Origin of the sequence: Nonomuraea diastatica (assembly GCF_004349015.1) — a bacterium.
Lineage (GTDB): Bacteria > Actinomycetota > Actinomycetes > Streptosporangiales > Streptosporangiaceae > Nonomuraea > Nonomuraea diastatica.
Genome location: NZ_SMKP01000081.1, coordinates 1 through 20,335, shown reverse-complemented (window position 1 = coordinate 20,335; position 20,335 = coordinate 1). Strand labels below are relative to the sequence as shown.

At 70.5% G+C, this 20,335-nt stretch carries 19 protein-coding genes; 8 read left to right on the top strand and 11 right to left on the bottom strand.

All coding sequences use genetic code 11. The features are described 5' to 3' along the window. The first annotated feature begins 12 nt into the window (after positions 1-12). A complete protein-coding gene (locus E1294_RS26685) occupies positions 13-1,206 on the top strand; it encodes a PucR family transcriptional regulator (protein ID WP_132512752.1) in 1,194 nt (397 codons plus the stop codon). Here E1294_RS26685 and E1294_RS26680 read toward each other — a convergent pair. Beyond that, on the bottom strand, positions 1,201-1,698 hold the full coding sequence (locus E1294_RS26680; protein WP_132512716.1) for a CBS domain-containing protein: 498 nt from the start codon (positions 1,696-1,698) through the stop codon (positions 1,201-1,203). The two genes, E1294_RS26685 and E1294_RS26680, sit on opposite strands and share 6 nt — an antisense overlap. Before the next feature lie 206 nt (positions 1,699-1,904). Between E1294_RS26680 and E1294_RS57360 the strand changes: the two genes are divergently transcribed. From E1294_RS57360 to E1294_RS26665, 3 genes are all read left to right on the top strand, one after another. After that, entirely contained in the window at positions 1,905-2,822 is a 918-nt protein-coding gene (locus E1294_RS57360; protein WP_132512714.1) for an ABC transporter ATP-binding protein, read from the top strand. Beyond that, on the top strand, positions 2,815-3,594 hold the full coding sequence (locus E1294_RS26670; RefSeq protein ID WP_132512712.1) for an ABC transporter permease: 780 nt from the start codon (positions 2,815-2,817) through the stop codon (positions 3,592-3,594). The genes E1294_RS57360 and E1294_RS26670 overlap by 8 nt, the downstream gene beginning before the upstream one ends. 280 nt (positions 3,595-3,874) lie before the next feature. After that, entirely contained in the window at positions 3,875-5,104 is a 1,230-nt protein-coding gene (locus E1294_RS26665) for a cation:proton antiporter (RefSeq protein ID WP_132512710.1), read from the top strand. Positions 5,105-5,162: 58 nt separating this feature from the next. On the opposite strand, the gene E1294_RS26660 is transcribed toward E1294_RS26665, so the two are convergent. The 3 genes from E1294_RS26660 to E1294_RS26650 all read right to left on the bottom strand — a co-directional run bounded on the left by E1294_RS26660 (position 5,163) and on the right by E1294_RS26650 (position 8,775). Continuing rightward, positions 5,163-7,553, bottom strand: coding sequence for a PEP/pyruvate-binding domain-containing protein (locus tag E1294_RS26660; RefSeq protein ID WP_132512708.1), 2,391 nt, complete (start codon positions 7,551-7,553; stop codon positions 5,163-5,165). After that, a complete protein-coding gene (locus E1294_RS26655) occupies positions 7,459-7,980 on the bottom strand; it encodes a MarR family winged helix-turn-helix transcriptional regulator (protein WP_132512706.1) in 522 nt (173 codons plus the stop codon). The genes E1294_RS26660 and E1294_RS26655 overlap by 95 nt, the downstream gene beginning before the upstream one ends. Before the next feature lie 330 nt (positions 7,981-8,310). Continuing rightward, complete coding sequence (locus tag E1294_RS26650) at positions 8,311-8,775, bottom strand: GbsR/MarR family transcriptional regulator (RefSeq protein ID WP_220447955.1); 465 nt, start codon at positions 8,773-8,775, stop codon at positions 8,311-8,313. Between the two features lie 167 nt (positions 8,776-8,942). On the opposite strand from E1294_RS26650, the gene E1294_RS26645 reads away from it, so the two are divergent. The 3 genes from E1294_RS26645 (at position 8,943) to E1294_RS26635 (ending at position 12,304) form a co-directional block, all read left to right on the top strand. Beyond that, positions 8,943-10,553, top strand: coding sequence for a CocE/NonD family hydrolase (locus E1294_RS26645; protein WP_132512704.1), 1,611 nt, complete (start codon positions 8,943-8,945; stop codon positions 10,551-10,553). 69 nt (positions 10,554-10,622) lie between these two features. Next, on the top strand, positions 10,623-11,009 hold the full coding sequence (locus E1294_RS26640; RefSeq protein ID WP_132512702.1) for a hypothetical protein: 387 nt from the start codon (positions 10,623-10,625) through the stop codon (positions 11,007-11,009). Beyond that, on the top strand, positions 11,006-12,304 hold the full coding sequence (locus E1294_RS26635) for a nucleotide disphospho-sugar-binding domain-containing protein (RefSeq protein WP_132512701.1): 1,299 nt from the start codon (positions 11,006-11,008) through the stop codon (positions 12,302-12,304). The genes E1294_RS26640 and E1294_RS26635 overlap by 4 nt, the downstream gene beginning before the upstream one ends. 126 nt (positions 12,305-12,430) lie before the next feature. On the opposite strand, the gene E1294_RS26630 is transcribed toward E1294_RS26635, so the two are convergent. The 7 genes from E1294_RS26630 to E1294_RS56060 form a co-directional block, all read right to left on the bottom strand. Next, complete coding sequence (locus tag E1294_RS26630; RefSeq protein WP_132512700.1) at positions 12,431-13,780, bottom strand: TrkH family potassium uptake protein; 1,350 nt, start codon at positions 13,778-13,780, stop codon at positions 12,431-12,433. 396 nt (positions 13,781-14,176) lie between these two features. Then, the gene (locus E1294_RS26625; RefSeq protein ID WP_132512699.1) at positions 14,177-15,787 is read right to left on the bottom strand and encodes an ABC transporter permease; all 1,611 of its coding nucleotides are present in this window, start codon (positions 15,785-15,787) and stop codon (positions 14,177-14,179) included. After that, positions 15,784-16,674 (bottom strand): ABC transporter ATP-binding protein, encoded by an 891-nt coding sequence (locus E1294_RS26620; protein WP_132512698.1) that lies wholly within the window; start codon positions 16,672-16,674, stop codon positions 15,784-15,786. Before E1294_RS26620 ends, E1294_RS26625 begins: the two co-directional genes overlap by 4 nt. Before the next feature lie 8 nt (positions 16,675-16,682). Then, positions 16,683-17,747 (bottom strand): cytochrome P450, encoded by a 1,065-nt coding sequence (locus tag E1294_RS26615; RefSeq protein WP_132512697.1) that lies wholly within the window; start codon positions 17,745-17,747, stop codon positions 16,683-16,685. Between the two features lie 9 nt (positions 17,748-17,756). Beyond that, positions 17,757-18,413: a TetR/AcrR family transcriptional regulator gene (locus E1294_RS26610; RefSeq protein WP_132512748.1), complete on the bottom strand. Its 657-nt coding sequence runs from the start codon at positions 18,411-18,413 to the stop codon at positions 17,757-17,759. Positions 18,414-18,572: 159 nt separating this feature from the next. After that, positions 18,573-19,028 (bottom strand): ABC transporter substrate-binding protein, encoded by a 456-nt coding sequence (locus E1294_RS56065; RefSeq protein WP_246083300.1) that lies wholly within the window; start codon positions 19,026-19,028, stop codon positions 18,573-18,575. Further along, positions 18,977-19,555, bottom strand: a complete 579-nt coding sequence (locus E1294_RS56060) for an ABC transporter substrate-binding protein (RefSeq protein WP_246083303.1) — start codon at positions 19,553-19,555, stop codon at positions 18,977-18,979. Before E1294_RS56060 ends, E1294_RS56065 begins: the two co-directional genes overlap by 52 nt. A 240-nt stretch (positions 19,556-19,795) precedes the next feature. Here E1294_RS56060 and E1294_RS26600 point away from each other — a divergent pair. Continuing rightward, a partial coding sequence (locus E1294_RS26600; RefSeq protein WP_165977490.1) for an alcohol dehydrogenase catalytic domain-containing protein occupies positions 19,796-20,335 on the top strand: 540 nt, incomplete at its 3' end.

Below are 20,335 nucleotides of genomic sequence, written 5' to 3'. Positions count from 1 at the left end.
GAGTCTGGAACTATGACTGCTCGCTGGGATAGGGAACATCGGCACGACGCCGGCGGACACGTGGATCACTTGCCTTTTGCTGAGATCGCCGCTCGTGCCAGCGCTGACGCCGGAGGTGTCCCTGCCCAGTGGCTGAGGGACTATCTCCCGCTGCTGGCCGACGTCAGTCAGACCGGGCGACGCCCCGGCGCGGCCGCGCTGGCACGCATGCGGGAATGTGGTGAGACCGCGGCGCGGGACGGTGTCCCCCTGCGCGCCATCATCGATGTGCACCTGAGCGCGACATGGCTGGCCTGGCCCTCCCTGCCAGGCATCGTCCGAAGCAGGCGGGCGGAGGAGCTCCGGTCCGCCGGGGAAGCGGTCTTCAAGGCCGCGGACCGGTCGATCGTGGCGCTGGTAGAGGGTTACGAGGCGGCCCAGCGCCTGATGATCCGCCGCGAGGAGGCACTCCGCCGGGAGTTCATCGACGACCTGCTCCACGGACGCGGGGACGTGGGCACCCTCGCCGAACGAGCGGAGCGTTTCGGGCTGCGCCTGGCCGGCGCCCACGTGGTCGCCATCGCCGAGGCCGAACAGCCCTTCTTCGACGGCGGGCCGGTCTCACGTCACGTGGAAGCGTCCCTGCTGTCCCGGTTTGGCCTGCGTGACATCCTGATCGCCACCAAGGAGGGCCTGCTGGTCTGCATATCCTCCGGCTACGTGAAAGGCGTAAGCGAAGCCTTCGGCTCGGCGGTGCAGGAGATAATGAGCGGCGACCCCTCGCTACGGATCGGCGTCGGCCGCACCCACCACGGTTTCGGCGGCGTGGTGCGCTCGTTCGAGGAAGCCCGCAGCGTGGTGTCGTTCGCCCACCGCCTGGAACTCCCCGAGCGGATCCTGCATGCGTCCGATCTGCTCGTTCTGCAGGTGCTGCTGAGGGACAACGCGGCGATCAGCCAATTGGTCGAAGCGGTGCTCGGCCCGTTGCGGACCGCCAGAGGAGGACCCGGTGCGCTGCTGGAGACGCTGTTCGCCTACTTCGCCGCCCAGGGGGTGGCAACGACGACCGCACGCCGTCTGCACCTCGGCGTGCGTACGGTGACCTATCGCCTGCAGCGAATCCGCGAACTCACCGGCTATGACCTGAACAACCCGATCCAGCGACATGCGCTCGAGACGGCGACTCTCGGCGCGCGGCTGCTGGGCTGGCCTGACGGGCCATCATGAGCGGCACCCGGCCCCCTGCCCCAAGGAGCCCTCGCTGAGGGCCTGCAAGAGTCGCGCGAGCAGACGGTTGGCACAGATCACGTTGGGTCCGGCACCGGCGTCGAAGACCGTGGCCAGCGGGCTACGCTGTCGTGTCATCGCGGTGACTACCTCCAAGTTTGTCGCGTGGCCCGGTACGCGGCAATGCTCCCAGGCGGGCAGCGCGGAAAGCAGGTCACCGATCGGGCGGTGGAGCGCCTCGGTCAGGATGCGGTCGCCGGTCTCTTCCGGAAGGACCTTTGCCAGGTTCGGGCTCTCACGAAACGGCCACGGGAGCAGCAGATCGAGCACCTTCGGCAGCGAGAGCGTCGCCTGGGGACGCCCGGAGAAGTCCAGGATCACGACTCCGGGAAGATTGCCGCGGACCATGACCGCCAGCACGTCCATCAATCTCGCGTCGGACCGCATGGCCGGAAAATCGTGCGCCAGGTCCCGGGCGATCATCAGAATCATCCCCTCACCCGTACGAAGCATTCAGTTTCGATGCTGACAAGACTTGTGGCGGGAGGGCAATGCACGTGCCGGACCAGTATGAACGTCGATTCTTGCCGTCAGGCGGCAAAGTCCAACCAGGAGTACAGCACGCCGGCCGTGTGCCAGGTGGGCCCCCTGTCGGCCGCAGCGTAGCGAAGACCGCCACGATGGAGGACAGTGGACGGATGCTGGCGATCGAGACCACCAGTCTGACCAAGCGCTACCGGGAGGTGGTCGCGGTCGACGAGCTCTGCCTACAGGCCGCCCCCGGTGACATCTATGCCCTGGTCGGCCTGAACGGCGCGGGCAAGACCACCTTGATCCGCATGCTGCTCGGGCTGATCACCCCCACGACCGGGACCGCGCGGGTGCTGGGTGCCGAGGTCAGCGCCGGTGACCGTGCGGCATGGGCCCGCACCGGGTACCTCATCGACACACCGGCCGCCTATCCCGAGCTGACCGTGCGGGAGAACCTGCACCTCGTCGCCCGCCTGCGGCGCCTGCCACAGCCTGCCGCACGCGTCGACGACGTCATCGACCGGTTGGCCCTCACTCCTTACGCCGAGCGCAGGGCCCGGACCCTGTCCATGGGCAACGCCCAGCGCCTTGCCCTGGCCAAAGCACTCATCCACGGTCCCGACCTGCTCATCCTCGACGAACCCATCAACGGGCTCGATCCGGCCGGCGTGGTGGAGATCCGGACCCTGCTCAGCGAACTGGCTCGCGAGAACGGCACCACCGTGCTGCTGTCCAGTCATCTGCTGGCCGAGGTGGCGCGGCTGGCCACCCGCATCGCCATCATCCACCAAGGCCGCCTGCTGCACGAGATCGACCCCCGCCGGCTGGGCGGCCAGGTGCGCCGCAGGCTCGTGGTGGCCACCCGAAACGACACCCGCGCCGCTCACGCGCTGGCCGGCCACGGCCTCACGCCGGAACCGGGAGCCGATGCCGGTCTGGTGCTCACCGACGAGCGCGCGCTGGAGCATCCGGAGGAGATCGCCACCGCGCTGGTGGAGGCGGGCTGCCCGCCCACCCGGCTGCTGGTCGAGGAAGAGGACCTGGAGGATTTCTTCCTGCGTCTGGTGGGGCAGGCCGATGCGTGAGGCACTGCTCGCCGAGGTGCTCAAACTACGGCGCAGCCGGCTGCCCTGGCTCACGGCGGCGGCTTTCGCCATCGCCGCGGCCGTGTGCGGGCTGTTCATGTTCATCCTCCAGGACACCGGTCGAGCCCGCGCGCTCGGGCTGCTCGGCGACAAGGCGCAACTCAGCGGCGCCACCGCCGACTGGCCCGGCTACCTGGCCCTGCTCGCCCAGGCCACCGCCGTGGGCGGCCTGCTCATCCTCGGCACCCTCACCACCTGGCTGTTCGGGCGCGAGTTCAGCGACCGCACAGTGAAGGATCTCCTGGCTCTGCCCACCTCACGCAGCGCCATCGTGGCGGCCAAGTTCGTCGTCGCGGCCGGCTGGTCCCTGCTGCTGGCGTTGTGGACGACGGTGCTCGGCCTGCTCGCCGGAATGCTGCTGGAACTGCCTGGAGCCTCGACCGCCGTCCTGGCGGCCGGAGCCGCACGCATGGTGATCACTGCATTGCTGACGTACGCCCTCACCACGCCATTCGCACTGGTGGCCAGCGCCGGTCGGGGCTACCTGCCTGCCGTGGGCGCCATCTTCGCCGCCCTGTTCAGCTCCCAGGTCGTCGCCGCCCTCGGCTACGGCGCCTCCTTCCCGTACTCCGTTCCCGGCCTGTACGCCGGCCTCGCCGGCCCCGGCCAGGACGCGCCGGGACCGCTGGGCCACCTGCTGGTGCTCACCGTGGGGCTGACCGGTGGCGCGGCCACCATGGCCTGGTGGCGGAGAGCCGACCACGACCGCTGAGTGTCTGCGCCACTTCAATGTGCCCGCTCTTGACGGGTGTTGATAGGTTTCCTGCAGGTGCGCCGGGAAGTCTGGTCGGCAGTCTTTTCGCCGATCGTGTAAAGGGGCAAGGCGTGCGCGCTCGTGAGCTGCTTGCCGTCTTCCCCGCGATCACCGCCGACACCCCGGTGATCAAAGCCGTCCGGCGGCTGCCTGCCTGGGCCGATCGCAGCCTTGGCCGTGCGCCGGCGGGCTCGGTCGCAGCCGTTCGTCGGTGTCGATACAAGGGAGAAGCCGTCTGATGGATGTGCTGTTGCTCGCGTTCGCGGGCATGCTGATGCTGGCCGTGCTGCTGTCCAGTCTGGCCAACCGCACCATCCTGTCCACGGCGGCCCTGTTCCTGGTGGCCGGGTTCGTGCTCGGCGATGGCGCGCTGGGCGTGGTGTCGTTGCGACCCGGCGACGATCTGGTGGCCACGCTCGCGGAGCTGGCGCTCTTCGCCGTGCTGTTCACCGACGGCATGCGGGTCGGCTGGAAGGATCTGCGTGGCGCGTGGCGTCTGCCCGGTCGGGCACTGGGGTGGGGGTTGCCGCTCACGCTGATCATCACGTCGCTGGCCGCCCACTACCTGCTCGGTCTCGGATGGGTCGAGGCGCTGCTGGTCGGCGCGATCCTGGCGCCGACCGACCCAGTGTTCGCCGCCGCGCTGGTCGGCAACGACAAGGTGCCACCCCGGCTGCGGCAGTTGCTGAACGTGGAGTCGGGTGTCAATGACGGCCTGGCGTTGCCGTTCGTGATGGTGTTCCTGGCCGTCGCGGCCGGCTCGGAAGACCTGCATCTCGGTGAGCTCAGCCTCGAACTCGGCCTCGGCATCGTGATCGGCGTGGCCATCCCGTGGCTGGCGATCAAGCTGGAGCAGACCCGCTGGTTCTCCGCCTCCACCCAGTACGAACCGCTCAACGGCCTGGCCATCGGCCTGCTGGTGCTGGCGGTGGGCAAGGCCACACACGGCAACCTCTTCCTCGCGGCCTTCGCCGCCGGGATCACGGTCGCGACCTTCGGCGAGCGGCAGCGCGAGTCGTTCGAACATTTCGGCGAGCTCCTCGCCGAGCTGTTGAAGCTGGCGGCGCTGCTGGTGTTCGGCGCGCTCATCACTCCCGCCCTGCTCGGCTCGGTCGGATGGCAGGGCTGGCTGTTCGCGATCCTGGCGCTGGTGCTGGCCCGCCCGGTGGCGATCTGGGTGTCGTTCCTCGGCTCCGGGCTCAGCGTGCGGGAGCAGGCCGCGGTGGCCTGGTTCGGCCCCAAGGGCTTCGCCTCCGTCGTCTACGGGCTGATCGTCCTCGCCTCCGGCATCAGCTCCGCCCAAAGCGTCTTCCAGCTGGTCGCGGTGACGATCGTCCTGTCGATCTTCCTGCACTCCTCCACCGACATCGTGGTGGCCCGCGGCTTCGACGACGAGCGTGACGTGCCCGCCTGGTTCGGTATCGCACGCCGGCTCCGCGGACGAACCCGAGAGGATTCCCCTTCGTGAGCGGCGGGCGCGGCGGGCGCCATCCGTCCTCGACCGGTTCCAACACCCGTCGCAAGCGTCATTCCTCCTCTATCCGCACGGTGCCCGCGGCGCCGTCGATGGTGATGAGCTGGCCGGTTTTGATCTCGTGAGTGGCGTTGCGCACGCAGATGACGGCCGGGATGCCGTATTCCCTGGCGACGGTCGGGCCGTGCGCGACCGGGGAGCCGGTCTCGGTGACCAGACCCGCCGTGGTGAGGAAGAGCGGCGTCCAGCCGGGATCGGTGGTGGGCGCGACGAGGATCTCGCCCGGCTCGATGTGCGCGTCGGCCGGGTCGCGGATCACTCGCGCCCTGCCGGTCGCCCGACCCGCCGCCCCGGCCATGCCGGTGAGCACTCCGTCGTCCGCGGGGCCTTGCGGCGCGAGCGCCTCCACGTCGGTGCCGTCGGACAGCAGCGCGCCAGGGACGGTGTGCCGTCGCAGCTCACGCTCGTACTCGGCCCGCCGCGCCGCGATCACGGGTCGGAGATCCGCACCTTGAACGGCCTGGCGTGCCTCGACCAGGTCGAGGAACATGATGTCGTCCGGTTGCTCGAACAACTCCGCGCCGACGAGCAGCAGTTGTTCCCGCGCCGCCTGCAGCGAGATCAGCCAGGTGAACTTGCCGATCTCGCGCAGGCCGGTGATCTTGCGCGACCTGCGCATGAGGAATGTCGCGATCCCGCCGCGGATCGGCCGCCTGCGTTCGGCGCGCCGCGCCAGCGTGGTGAGCGTCCGCTCCGCTCTCGCCGCGGCCTGCTCGAACCGCCGGTCCGGTGCCTGGTCGGGGTCGTCCACGCGCAGGTAGTTGGCGATCGTGGAGAACAGCGGGGCCGGGTCTTCCGCCCACCGTGGCGTACCGACGTCGATCTCGGCGGCGGCGCGCATGCCGTACTTCTGGAGGAATGCGTCCATGCCGATGTCGGGCAGGTCGCCTTCCCGGTAGCGGGCGGCGAGCTCTTCCGAGGAGGTGTTCCCGAACAGGTTGCGGTGCTCGCGCGCCTTCACCGCGAGCTCCCACAGGGCCAGGTCCATCTCCGTGGTCACGTTGTACGGCATGCCGCCGAGGACGGTGTCCAGCTCCTCGTCGGTGGCCACGCCCTGGAGCAGAGAGGCCGGAGCCGTGCCCGCCATGATGCCGGCGACCAGCGGCCACATGATGCCCTGCATGTCCAGGGTCATGACCGACTTGTGCGAGTCCTCTATCGCCCAGCGCAACCGCTCGGCGGCGGTCGCGTTCTCCCCGGGCGGGACGGTCAGCCGCCTGGCCTTCTCGACGCCACGGTAGGCCCTGGCCCGTGCGGCGTCCGGCCGGGCCAGGGCGGAGACGAGCCCTGCGACGGCTCGGGGCGCGATGAGCACTGTCGCCCTGATGACCGTGCGCATCCTGAACGGCAGGCCGGGCCGCGGGGCGAAGCGCGGATCGTGCATCATCCGCTGCAGGGCGCCCTGCACCCGCGGACCGTACACCTCCATTGAGGTCCCCAGCCGCTTGCGGATCGCCTTGTTGCGCAGGAAGTCGGTCAGGTCGAAATAGAGCCTGCCGCCGATCGGGACCAGCCGCGGCAACGGATCCCGCTCATCGACCTTCGCCCCGACCGCCTGGAACCACAGGGCGGCGCCGGCCTTGAGCATCGACCAGCCCATCGGGGTCATCGGCCGCAGCATGCCCTGGATGTGACCGAACTCCAGGTAGATTCGGGTCTCGCCGGTCGCGGGCGGCGCCGGGAACAACGTCGTGATCGGGCGAGACTGCAGTAACCACAGCGTGCCGGCTCGATCGATGGCCCACTCGATGTCCTGTGGCGACCCGAAGTGCTCCTGCAACCGCAGTCCGGCCGTACGTAGGTCCTCCAGCCAGCCATCCTGGGCGGCGGCGTCGTCGAACTCGTGGTGGTCGGGCACCACGGTGCCGTCGACGATCGCGGTGCCGAGTCCCTGCGCGGCGTCGACGACCATCTGCGTACGGCGCCCGGTGATCGGGTTGGCCGTGAACAGCACACCGGCCCGCTCAGGGTCGACCATCCGCTGCACCACGACGGCCATCGCCGCGTCCTCGATGCCGGCGTTCGCCCGGTAGGCCACGGCGCGCTCGGTGTGCAGGGAGTCCCAGCAGCGGCGCACGGCGTCGATCAGCGCTTCTTTGCCCTCGACGTTGAGGTAGGTGTCCTGCTGCCCGGCGAAGCTGGCCTCAGGGAGGTCTTCGGCGGTGGCACTTGAGCGCACCGCCACCTTGCCGCCGCCGAGCCGCTCGTAGGCATCGACCAGCTCTGCCTCTGGGACATCTCCTGTGACATAGGCTTCGACGGTCACGCAGAAGCCGTCGGGGACCCGCTCACCGGCTTTGATCATCTCCCCCAGTCCGGCGGCCTTGCCGCCCACCAGGTCGGTCATCGAAGCGTCGACCTGAGACAGATGGATCAGCTTCATCCCGTATCCTCCTCGCCGCCTTGGCGAAAAGCTCCAGCGCCTGGAGCACAATCTGCTGTTCCTGTTCGGTGAAGTGCTCCCAGAGCCGCATCTGCGCATCGACCCTGATCCGGAGGATCCGCCGCAACAACGCGGTGCCCTGCTCACTCACCCGAAGCCTGCGGGCGCGGCGATCCCGCTCGTCCTCATACCGCTCCACGAGCCCGCGCCGCACCAGCGCATCGACGATCCGGCTGGTCCGCGAGTCAGAACGGCCGATCAGAACGGCCAGTTCCTTGACCGTAGGCTCCTCGCCACGGTCGAGCACCTGCAGCACGACGTTGTCGATCAGCCGCAGGTCGTCGTTCTCATGGACGTACAACAACGAGGGCAGCATGTCGCGCTGCAACGCGGCGAACAGTTGCTGAATGTGGTGACGCCTATTCATCTGCTTCCCCGCATTATCTGCTAATAAGCAGATAAATTAGCGCAGACACGGGCGCCCGTCCACCCCTCGGCTGGACAGTGGATGGCGGACGCCTCGTCACAGTCAGTCACAGGTGGTGCTGATCGTCCTCGCCGGCCGCCCGGCCGGTCCCCGGAAGGCCGGCTGGAGTCAGAGAGCCAGATCGCGGCGGCGGAGCCCGGATGCTGTAAGCGGCTCAGCCCGCTCGGGCGCGTACTCTTCGTGCGACGAGAGTGGAGTGAGGGCCGCGCTTCTCGGCGACACAGCGGCCGTCGACGCCGGCGTTGAAGACGACCCGCCGGCGCGGGGTGGTCAAGGTCGGGAGTGTTCCTGTTCCCAGCGTCGCAGCAGGTCCGGCAGTTCCCGCAGGAGGAACTGGTAGAAGTCCCGCATCCGGGCCAGCCGCAGGTGGGCCGGGTCGTCGGGCTCGGTGGTGGCGATGCCGGTCTCGGCGGCCTGCAGCATGGCGTGGACGACGGTGTTCTGGGTGGAAAACAGTCTTGGCCAGGCGTCGTCACGCATGTGGTAGTGCTCGCGGCGGCTGCCCGGAGCGGGCAGCCGCTCGATCAGACCGACCGACAGCAGCCCTTTGACCGCGCCGGAGACCGAGCCCGCGCTGACGCCCAACCGCTCGCCGATCTCGCCCATGGTGATCGCCTCGGCGTCGGTGAACAGGAACGCTGCGAGGGTCCGCGCGTGCATCCGCTGCATTCCGCCCTCGGTCAGCGTCAGCGCCAGCCGTTCCGCCGCCTGCCATTGCTCGTGCCTGTCTTCCACACGTCACCTCCGAGAGGCAGGATAGCCAAAGAAATGAGGGCTTCAGGAATTACTGAAAATTCGGTATGTTCTGAGAATCGCTCGCCTGGCGGCGGGTCGATGGTGTGCCGGGAAGCCTGGTCGGCGAGCAAGGCAGTCAAGCCACGTCGATGAGGAGTTGAGCCCCGGTGACCTTGATCAGCCGTCTTTACGGCGTACGCCCGCCCGTACGGCATCCCGTGCGGGTGCAACGCGACCTCGCGATACCAGCCGCCGACGGTGTGCCGCTGCTGGCCGACCGCTACTACCCGGTGGGCGTGGATCGGCCACCGCTGGTGCTGATGCGCAGCCCGTACGGCCGCGGCAACCGCATGGATTTCGGCCCACGCCTGCTGGCCGAGCGCGGCTACCAGGTGCTGTACCAGAGCCTGCGCGGCACGGCGGGCTCCGGTGGCCGCTTCGACGGTTTCGTCATCGACCCGGCAGACGCCGACGGCACGCTGACATGGCTGCGCGAGCAGGCGTGGTTCGGTGGCGCGCTGGCCACGTGGGGAGCCAGCTATCTCGGGTTCGCGCAGTGGGAGCTGGCCGCCCGCGAGATCCCGGAATGGAAGATCGCCATCATCCAGGACGCGCCCTCAGAATTCGCACGCGGCTTCATGTACCCCGGGGGCGCCTTCGCCTCGGGGAACGCCCTGGGCTGGGTGCAGATGGTGGACACGATGTTCAGCGGGCGCTTCTCGACCACCCGCCAGCTGCTGGCCCGCATCGGCGCGGACCGGAGACTGCGCCGAGCCTCGCTCACGCTCCCGCTCAGCGACGCCGATCGAGCCCTCACCGGGCACCAGATCAGCTGGTTCCAGGAGTGGATCGCGCACGCGCCCGGCGAGACGTACTGGCAGCGCATGGACCACCACGCGAACCTCGACCGCATGCCGCCCACGGTTTATATGCAGGCCGGCTGGAACGACTTCTTCCTGCCCGGCATGCTCGCCGACCACGCCGCACTGCGCGCGACCGGCCGGCGCGTCCGCCTGCTCATCGGGCCGTGGCCCCATGGTGGCGGGGTGCTCAGTCCCGTTGCCATGAGAGACGCGCTCGCCGCACTCGACGCCGCGTTCGCGGGCGAGGGAGGGCCGGTCGGCGTACGGGTGCTGGTCACCGGAGCCGACCGGTGGACGAACCTGCCCGAGTGGCCCCCAGCACACCGTGCGACCGCCTGGCACCTGCACCCGGACGGACGCCTGGACACCGCGGCACCCACCGCATCGTCACCCAGCCGCTACCGGTACGACCCCGCCGACCCCACCCCCACGGTCGGCGGCACCCTGGTGGGCTGGTCCGCCGGACGCAAGGACAACCGCGCCATCGAGTCCCGCCCGGATGTGCTGACCTTCACCACCACCCCCCTGGACACCGACGTCGACGTCGCCGGGCCGGTCCGGGTCCGGCTGCACGCCCGCTCGTCCCACCCGCACGTCGACTACTTCGCTCGCCTGTGCGACGTGTCGCCGCGCGGCCGCTCCATCAACCTGTGCGACGGCATCATCCGCCTGAGCGAGCCCGGTGACATCCGTACGGTCGGCATCGAGCTGTGGCCGCTGGCCCACCGGTTCCGGCGGGGCCACCGGATCAGGCTGCAGGTCTCCAGCGGCGCCCACCCCCGCTTCGGCCGTAACCCCGGCACCGGGGAGCCGCCGGCGGAGGCACGCGAGCTCCGCCCGTCCGGCCACGAGCTCTTCCACGACCCCGATCACCCCTCGGCGCTGTGGTTGCCCGTCCGCACGGGAGCGTCCTGAAGCCGAGGCTGTGCACACACCTTCTTTCCCGGGGACGACCCGGGCCCTTCACACTCGAAGGAGCTCTGCATGAAACTGCTCGTCCTCGGCGGTACCCATCATGCCGGCCGCGCCGTCGTGGAGACCGCGCTGGAGGTGACCGGGTTCGACGCCCAGCTCCTGTGGGCGCCGCCGGCGCTGCTCCAGGAGGAGGGCTTCCCGCTCGGAATGGAGTTCGGCCTCCGCTATCCCCACGATCCGGCGCCCACGGGGATCCACGACGCCGACGTCGGCGTCGCCCTCGCCGCGGGGCTGACCTGCCGCCCGCTGCGGGAGACGCTCGCCGCCACGTGGGCGTGGCTGCGGGCCGAGGGCGACCCCCGGCCGCGCCCCGACACCCCGGCCCCGGACGCCTGGTTCGACCCTGCCGCCGAGCAGCGGGTGCTCGCCCGCCTCCAGAACAAGGAACGCTCATGAAAGTGCTCATTCTCACCCACGGCACCCGCGGCGACGTGCAACCCTACGCCGCGCTCGCCTACGCGCTGCGCGCGGCGGGGCATGAAGCGGTGCTGGGCGCCCCGGCGGCGTCCGCCTCTTTGGGAGAACCGTACGGCCTGCCGTACATCCCGCTGGACGACGGCCCGAACACCCTCATCGACGACCCGGACATCCGCGAGGCGATCGAGACCAACTACCGGGGGCTGCGCGGCAAGAAGATCGCGCTCACCGTTATCAAACGCACCAAGCCGCTGATGGCGAAGGTCTTCGCCGACATGATCGCCGCGGCCGAGGGCGGAGCGGATGTGATCGTGCACCCGCCCGGCATCCCCGCCCACCACATCGCCGAGCGCCTGGGTGTGCCCTCCGTGCCGGCCGCCCTCCAGCCGGTATGGGTGCCGACCGGCACGTTCCCCAACCCGATGACGATGTCGATCAGAGTGCCGAAGACGCTGAACCGGGCGACGTACCTGCCCACCAGGCTGCTGCTGCGCTCCATGGCCGGCACCGCCGACCGGATGCGGCGCGACCTCCTGCAGCTGCCCAGGAGGCGACGGCGGCACGACGTTCTGCGGGCGCCCGGCGGCGGCCCGGTCACGGTGGTGCAGGGGTTCAGCCGCCTGGTGCTGCCGCCGGGGCTGGACTACCCGTCCTGGGTGCACACCACCGGCTTCTGGTATCTGCCCGCCGCCGCGGGCTGGACGCCGCCGGCGGAGCTGAGCGCGTTCTTGGACGCGGGAGAGCCGCCCGTTTACCTCGGGTTCGGCAGCATGGCGGGCACCGACCCGCACCGCGTCGGCCGGATCGTCGCCGAGGCGATCGGGCTGGCCGGGGTGCGTGCGGTGCTGGTGTCCGGCTGGGGCGGCATCCGGCTCGACGACCTGCCGGAGAACGTGCTGCTGCTGGAGCAGATCCCGCATGACTGGTTGTTCCCGCGCATGGCCGCGATCGTGCACCATGGCGGCAGCGGCACCACCGGCGCCGCCCTCGCCGCCGGGCGCCCGCAGGTGGTCTGCCCGTTCGTCGCCGACCAGCCGTTCTGGGCCTCCCGCATGCGCGCCATGGGTGTCGCCCCCGCGTCCCAGCCCCAGGGTGGGCTCACCCCGCAGGGGCTGGCCGGCGCCATCACGGCCGCTGTGACCGACCGGCGCATGGCCGAACGCGCCGCTGTCCTCGGCGAGCGCGTTCGCGCCGAGGACGGCGTCGCCGCCACGGTCGGGATCCTCGAGGCGGTGGGTACGGGCCGACGTGGCAGCAGACCACGGACGTGGTGAGGCGGCGCAGCCTCTCAGCGGCTGCGACGACCAGCGGAGGGCTCCTACCTGGTCCGATAGCCCGCCTCTGCCCGGCCCTCCATACCGCGTCGGGCAGGTGGCGCTGCGACCGGATCGCGGTCCTGGTCAGCCCACGATGACCCTCTCCTCGGGCAGCTGGTAGCGGCGGGCGCGATCTTTCAGGGCGAGGGCGGAGCCCAGGGTGACCGGGCCGGTCCTGCCGATGAACATCAGCAGCACCAACAGCACGTGCCCGGCCGGCGTGGCATCCGCGGTGATCCCGGTGGACAGGCCCACCGTGCCGAAGGCCGAGATGACCTCGAACAGCACCTGGTCCAGGCTGTACGGGGTCAGCGCCAGCAACAGATACGTCGACACCGTGACCAGCGCCACGCTGACGAGGCTGATCGAGACGGCCTGACGCTGTGCCACCTCCGGCAGGCGGCGATGACCGATGTTGACATCGCGCTCACCTCGCATCTCGGCCCAGATGACGAACGCGAGCATGCCGAACGTCGTGACCTTGATGCCGCCCGCCGTTCCCGCGCTGCCGCCGCCGATGAACATCAGCAGGTCGGTGGCCAGCCAACTGGTCGGGTACATATCGGCGAGGTCGATGCTGTTGAAGCCCGCGGTGCGCGGCATGACGGCGGTGAAGAAGGCCGCCAGCAGCTTGCCGGGGCCATCGAGCGCGCCCAGCGTCTTCGGGTTGCGCCACTCGATGGCCAGGAAGAGCAGCGTGCCACCGACCAGGAGGACCACGGTGACGCCGACGGTGACCCTGGTCAGGACCGACCAGCGGCTGGGCCGGCGCCAGGTGCCCAGCAGCTCGAACACCACCGGGAAGCCGAGCCCGCCGACGATCACCGCGGTCGCGATGGTCAAGCAGATCCACGGGTCGGTGACGAAACGCATCAGGCTGTCGGACCACAAGGCGAACCCGGCGTTGTTGAAGGCGGAGATCGCATGAAAGACGCCCAGGTAGACGGCCCGGCCGAACGGCTCGCCATAGCCGATCAGGAACCGGCCGGTGAGGATCACCGCCGCGATGGCCTCGCAGACCAGGCTGAAGACGACCACCCTGCGGACCACGTGCCGCACGTCGGTCATGCTCAGCGTCTTGGCCTCGGCTTGTGCGAAGATCCTTGCGCGCAGCCCGAGCCGGCCGGCCACCAGGACGGTGAACAGTGTCGCCAGGGTCATGATGCCCAGCCCGCCGACCTGGATCAGCCCGGCGATCACCGATTCGCCGAACACCGACCAGTGCGTTGCGGTGTCCACGACCACCAGGCCGGTGACGCACACTGCGGACGTCGCGGTGAACAGAGCGGCCAGCCAGCCCGACGATTCCCCCGACTCGGTGGCGATCGGCAGCGTGAGCAAGGCGGTGCCGATCAGGACCGCCATCCCGAATCCGGTGACGATGACCTGAGCCGGGTGGCGGAACCGGTCAAGGATCCCGGGATGCCGTCTCATGCCGTACGCCCACGGCCTCGAACGGCACCGCCTGTGGACGAGATCGTGCGGGGACTGCACCACCACGGATGCTTGACGCGGGTGCCGTGCTCGGTCTGTTCGCGGTCGGTGTGCAGGCCCTGAAGCAGCCAGGACCGCAGCGTCCCTTCCCCGGCGGCCGGCCGTTTCGCCAGCACCATACGGTCACCCTTCGCCACGACCCCGTAAAGACGCATCGCACGCTACCCAGGCGGAACGGTCGATGGACGAGGTCAGGGCGTCAAGAAAACGTATGAATTGGCGACTGGCCGGTGCGGACCCTAGCTGCGGGCAGCTCCACCGGGATGGAGACCGTCAGACCCCCTTCCTGAGGCGTGGCCCGCACACCGGCGGCCGACGGGGGCACCCGCCCCGGACCTAGGCGCCGTCCAGGTCGCGGCGGCGGAAGCCGTACAGGCCGATCAGGAGCAGGCCCGCCGCGAGCGCCGTCAGCACCACCAGTGGGGCGAGGCTGAAATCCTCGACCGGCATCCGGGGAATGTGGTCGAACGGCGACAGGCTCCTCACCCAGCCCGGCAGGTCCGCACCCCAGAAGCGGATGACCGCGCCGAGGGCGAGCACGGCCCAGGCCAGGGCGGCGCCCCTGGGCGCGAACCCGAACAGCGTGGCGGCCACCCCCAGCAGGAACAGGATCTCCGGGATGCGGGCGAGCACGGCGCCGGCGGCCAACGCTCCCAGGGCGGCGTCATCGAGCACCGTAGCGGCGCCGACGCCCATCGACAGACCCGAGATCGCCAGCAGCGCGACGGCGGCGAGCCCGGTGGCCAGGAGGGACGACCCGAGCCAGGCCCATCGGCCGGTCGGCGTGGCCAGCAGCGGCGCCACCCGGCCGCGCCTCTCCTCCGTCCGCAGCCGGGTCGCCGTCAGGACCGTGAAGATCCCCACGAGGAAGACCATCCCGACCGCCATGAGGCTCAGGTAGCCGCCCATCACGTCAGGACCGCCGCCGAGGAACTCCTCGGCCATGCTCTCGCTCATCGAGCCGGCGAGCCCGCCGAAGACCAGGCCGGCCGCCAGCAGGGACCCGCCCCACCAGAGGAAGGACGCGCGCTGGAGCCGGAACGCCAGCGCGAGCAGCGAGCGCAGCCCGCGGGCCGCCCGCGCCCGGCCGGGGCGCGAGGCCACCAGCCCGGCGCCGAGGTCCCGCCGCCCCGACAGGGCGTACGCGACCGCCGTCAGAGCCGCGCTGAGCAGCACCGGCAGGGCCAGCGGCCACCAACGTCCGTCGCCCGCCACCCGGGTGAGCTGCGCCCACCCCATCGGGGAGGTCCAGGTCAGCCAGCCGTCTTGGACGGCGCCGACGGCGCGGAGCAGCCACACGACGGCCAGCACCCCGCCCGCGATCCCGGCCGCGGCTCTGGCCTGCTCGGTGAGCTGCGCGCTCACGGCGGTGACCGCGGCGAAGACGAGACCCATCGCGGCCGTGGCCGCGCCGAACAACAGCGCGCCGCTCACGGTCATCCCGACGCCCAGCGCCGCCGCGGTCAGCAGCAGGGCCAGGACCACGTTGGTGATGACGGCGACGAGGAGCGCAGCCGTGAGCGCGGCATGCCGGCCGACGACCGCGGCGCGAACCAGCTCGGCGCGGCCGCTCTGCTCCTCGATGCGGGTGTGCCGGGCGACGAGCAGCATGTTCATCAGCGCCGCGCCCAGCAGGAACTCCGGGAAGTAGGCGTTGACCAGGTAGCCGAGCGTCGTGGGGTTCTCCATGCCGAACATGGGGCCGGAGAACAGCCGCAGCATGGGGGCGTCCAACATCTCCGCGCTGGTGGCCAAGGCCTCGGGCGTCGAATTCGTCCTGGCCGCCACGGCGGCGAAGTACGGGAGGAACAGGGTTATCCCGAGCGTCCACGCCGGCAGCTTGACCCGGTCCCTGCGCAGGGCCAGCCGCACCATCGCGCAGGTGCCGGTCAGGGTGCCGCCGCCGGACGCGGCGGCCGTGCGGCGGCGTACGGCGGTGGTGGTCATGCCGCTGCTCCGTTCCCGTAGTGGCGCAGCATGAGCTCCTCCAGCGAGGGCGGGTGGCTGGTCAGTGCCCGGATGCCGAAGGCGCCCACGTGCTTGATGGCGCCGTCGAGGTGCTCGGCGTCCACGCTGAAGCGCACCCGCCCGCGCCCGCTTTCGGCGCCGTGCACGCCGGGGAGCGCGGCCAGGCCGGTGACCGGGGTGGCGGTCTCGGCCTCCACGGTGGTGCGGGTCAGGTGGCGCAGCTCGGCCAGCGTGCCCGCCTGCACGATCCTGCCCTGCCTGATGATGCTGACCCGGTCGGCCAGCCGCTCCACCTGGGCCAGGATGTGACTGGACAGCAGGACGGTACGGCCGGCCGCGCGCATCTCCGCGACGACCTCCTGGAAGACGGCCTCCATCAGCGGATCGAGACCCGAGGTCGGCTCGTCCAGGACCAGGAGCTCCACGTCGGCGGCGAAGGCGGCCACGAGCGCGACCTTCTGCCGGTTGCCCTTGGAGTAGGTGCGGCCCTTCTTGGTGGGGTCGAGCTGGAAGCGCTCGACCAGTTCGGCGCGGCGGGTCTCGTCGAGCCCGCCGCGCAGGCGGCCGAGCAGGTCGATGACCTCGCCGCCGGTGAGGTTCGGCCACAGCTCCACGTCGCCCGGCACGTACGCCAGCCGCCGGTGCAGCTCGGTGGCGTCGGCCCACGGGTCGCCGCCGAGCAGCTCCGCCCGGCCGGAGTCGGCGCGCACCAGGCCGAGCAGGACGCGGATGGTGGTGGACTTGCCCGCCCCGTTGGGGCCGAGGAAGCCGTGGATCTCGCCGGTGTTCACGGTGAGGTCAAGTCTGTCCAGGGCGCGGGTCGGGCCGTAGGTCTTGACCAGGTCGCGGGTCGTGATGGCGGTCATGTGGCGGCTCACCACTCCACCGGGAGGCGTTTGGGGCCGAAGAAGGCCGAGTCGTCTTTCATGGGAATCTCCTGTGCGGGCACTGCGAGGCGCAGGCCGGGGAACCGGTCGAAGAGCGCGGGCAGCGCCGCGCGCAGCTCCACCCGGGCCAGCTGCTGGCCCAGGCACTGATGGATGCCGTGCCCGAAGGTGAGATGACCCTGGGCCGGCCTGGTGACATCGAACTCGCCGGGGCGCTCGAAGCGGGCCGGGTCGTGGTTGGCGGCGCCGACGAGCAGTTCGACGGTCTGGCCCGCCCTGATCAGCTCGCCGCCGATCTCCACGTCCTCCATCGCCGTGCGCAACATCCCGCCGGGCCCGGTCAAATAGCGCAGCAGCTCTTCGACGGTGTTGTCGGCCAGGCTCGGGTCACGGCGCAGCGCCTGGAGCTGGCCGGGATGCTCAAGCAGGGCGAACGTACCCAGCGCCAGCATGCCGGAGGTCGACTCGTACCCGGCCGCGAACAGCAGCAGCCCGATGGAGGTGAGCTCCTCGTCCGACAGGCCACCGCGGTTGATCAGACCGCTGTAGACGTCACCGGTGGGGTTCTCACGCTTGTCCGCGATCAACGGCGGGAAGACGCCGAGCATGGTCGTGTACGCCTGCTGGATCTGCTCCTGCGTCGACTCCCCGTCGAGCACGGTGGCCGCGGCCTGCCGGAACACGGGGAGGGTGGAGGCGGGGATGCCGAGCAGCTCGCAGATGAGCAGCTTGCGGTAGCGGGTGTGCTCCGGCGGGTCCATGCGGACGAACATCCCGGGCGGCGGGGGCGCGGTGAACATGGCCTGCGCGGCGGCGTTGGGCATCGTGACCGGCGGGTGGGCCACCTCGCGCCGGATGCTGAAGCGGCTGTCGGCGAGGATGGCCTTGACCACGTCGTAGCCGGTGGCCAGCCAGCCCTGGTGGCCGTCGGCGAAGGTCATGGGCCGGAGCGGGCGCTCCTTCCTGAGCGTGGCGATGATCTCCGGCGGGTCGAAGAGGCCGGGTCGGGTGGTACGTGCCGTCCAGGGGAACTCGATGGCGCCCTCTGTCATGTCGCACTCCTAGGAACGTGGTGGGGGTGTCACGTCGTGGATCTTTTCGAGGGCCTCGCGCAGCGAGGCGGCCGTCTCCGGCGTGAGCACCGGGTGGGAGTGGATGTCGAGGAGGGTCAGCGCGAGCAGGTGCGCGCCCTCCCGGGTGGCCAGGTCGACGCCCAGCCCGCGGGAGACGTGCTGGTACAACACCGGCACGACGAGACTCATGGCGGTGGCGACCGTCGCTCGGGCCCTGCGACTGGCGTACGGGGGATCCGGACGGGCCTTGTCGACCTCCTCCAGCCATTCCTCGTACACCCGGACCATCTCGTCGAACAGGGGCGCGGCCCACCCCTCGGCCAGGGCCCGCGCGAGATATCGCTGGTACGGCCCGAACGCGGTCAGCGCGGAGCCGACGGGGTTCACGTCGGCAGGCGTGAGATCGACGCGTGTTTCGTCGCCGAGCCGGCGTATCTCCTTGAGGAGATAGTCGTCGCACGCCTCGCGCAGCGCCTGTTTGGAGCCGAAGTGGTGGCGCACCAGCCCCGAGGAGACCCCGGCAGCCTCGGCGATGCCGCGAATCGTCGCTCTCTCGAACCCGTGCTCACCGATCTGCCGCAGCGCGGCGTCCCTGATGCGGGCGCGAGCCGTCAGATCTTCTAGGTCCGCCTCAATCCTGGCCATCATCACCCTCCTACACATACAGATACTTCACTATACATATGTGTAGTAGCGCCGGCGGACACCTTGGGTGCCGGATGCCGGAGATCCGGAGACCAGGAGTACGTGGACAGGTAGCGCAGGCCCTGGTGGCCGCACGGTACGCCGGACCTCCGCGCGGCCTCAGCCGGCGTGGAGGATGCGAAAACGATCGGGTTCCGCCGGGTCTCGATCAACGACTTGGATGGGCGTCCACGCCCATTGCCGAACGCTGATGCCGGGCATGCGGGAGAACCGGATCTGCCCGCGGGTGCCTTCGACGGCAACGCGCGGCCAGGCTTCGGCGATGCGCGCCCGGTCCGCACCGTGCGAACGCAGCACCTCGGCGAGAACGGCGACCGTGTCGTAACCCTCGAAGGCGACGAAGGAGGGCGCTTCGCCCAGCCGCCCGCGCAGGGCCGTCTCGACGCGTGCACCGAGTGGCCCGAGGCGCTCGGGCAGGTAGCGCAGGAACGGGATCGCGGCGCCGTCGCCGCCCAGCAACCTCGCCCATTCGGAGAACTCCGGTTGCCCGGCCGGTGCACCGATCATGATCTCGGCGAGACGCCGGTCGTGGCGGACGGACTTGACGATCGACACTGCCGGTTCCGGGTGGCCCACCAGAAGAAGAAGGGCCGTCGCGCGAAGGTCGACGAGTGCGTCGCACACGGCCGTGGGGTGAGCGCGCGCATGTCGAGTTCGGTGACGGCGCCGCCGCGGGGAACGAGGTGGTCCCGCAGAATGCGAACCCCGGACGCCCAGTAGACACTCGGCTGGGCTGCTACGGCGATCCGGCTGTGGCCCGCCCTCAGGAGGAAGTCCGCGTAGATGCGCCAGCCGCGGGACTGCGCCGGGGCGAGGCGCGCGACCCATTCCGTCGGTTGTTCGGTGAGCGCGTCGAGAACCGCTGACGAGCACAGGAACGGCAGGCCAAGGGCGTCGGCCCTGGCGGCGGCGGCGCGAGCGACGACGCTGTGATACTCCCCCGCCAAGGCGGCCACGCCCAGGCGGGCCAGATCGTCGACGGCCGCCGCGGCCCTCTGCGGATCAGCCGCGGTGTCGCGGACCACCAGTTCGAGTGGCCTACCGACGATCCCGCCGGCGTCATTGACCTCGCGGACGGCCAGTTCGAGTCCCGCGAGCAGGTGCCGGCCCGCCTCGACCCAGCCAGGCCGAGTCAGCGGAACGAGGGTTCATCGAATCGCTGTCTCCCGGATTTGTCTCCCGGCAGTCGGAGGCGGTGCCGTGGCGCGGCCCGCATCTGGCACACGAGATCACCTTCGATGGGGTCCGCCGGACGGTGTCCCGTCGCCGAGACGATCGCACATCGCCGGAGCGTCGCCGGCCGTTCCGGCGACGCTCACGTATTGCGCCTGGTCAAGGACGTCTCCCTCGCTCCGTCGGCGGGGCAGGCGACGATCCGCGTGCTGGCTGCCGGGGTTGGCTGCACCGACGTGATGGCCCGCCGCGGCGAGCACCTCTTCCAGCGCCGGAGGCCCTTCACCCCGGTGTACGAGATCGTCGGCGAGGTCGTCGGCCACACCGGAGACACGGCGCCGGGTTGGCTGGTTCCCGGAGCGCGCGTCGCCGCCTGGCCGCCCCGGTTGGGCGGCTACACCGAGTACGCCAACGTGCCGGCCACCTCGCTGGCTCCGGTCCCGGACGGCCTGGACACGGTGGTGACCGCCGCGATGCCCCTGGACCACCTGACCGCGTTGCTCCGGCGGCACCCCGAAGGCGTTCACGCGGTGTTCGAGCTGGCCGTGCGGGGGCGCAACCGTCCGCGATCCCTCGATGCCCCTGAATCGCTACGGCTTCGTCCCCTCCAGCGCCGTCACGTTGAGCCACCCGCCGGACATGACCTCGACGACGGCGGACGGGTGGGTGAGGTGGGGGTGGTGCCCGGT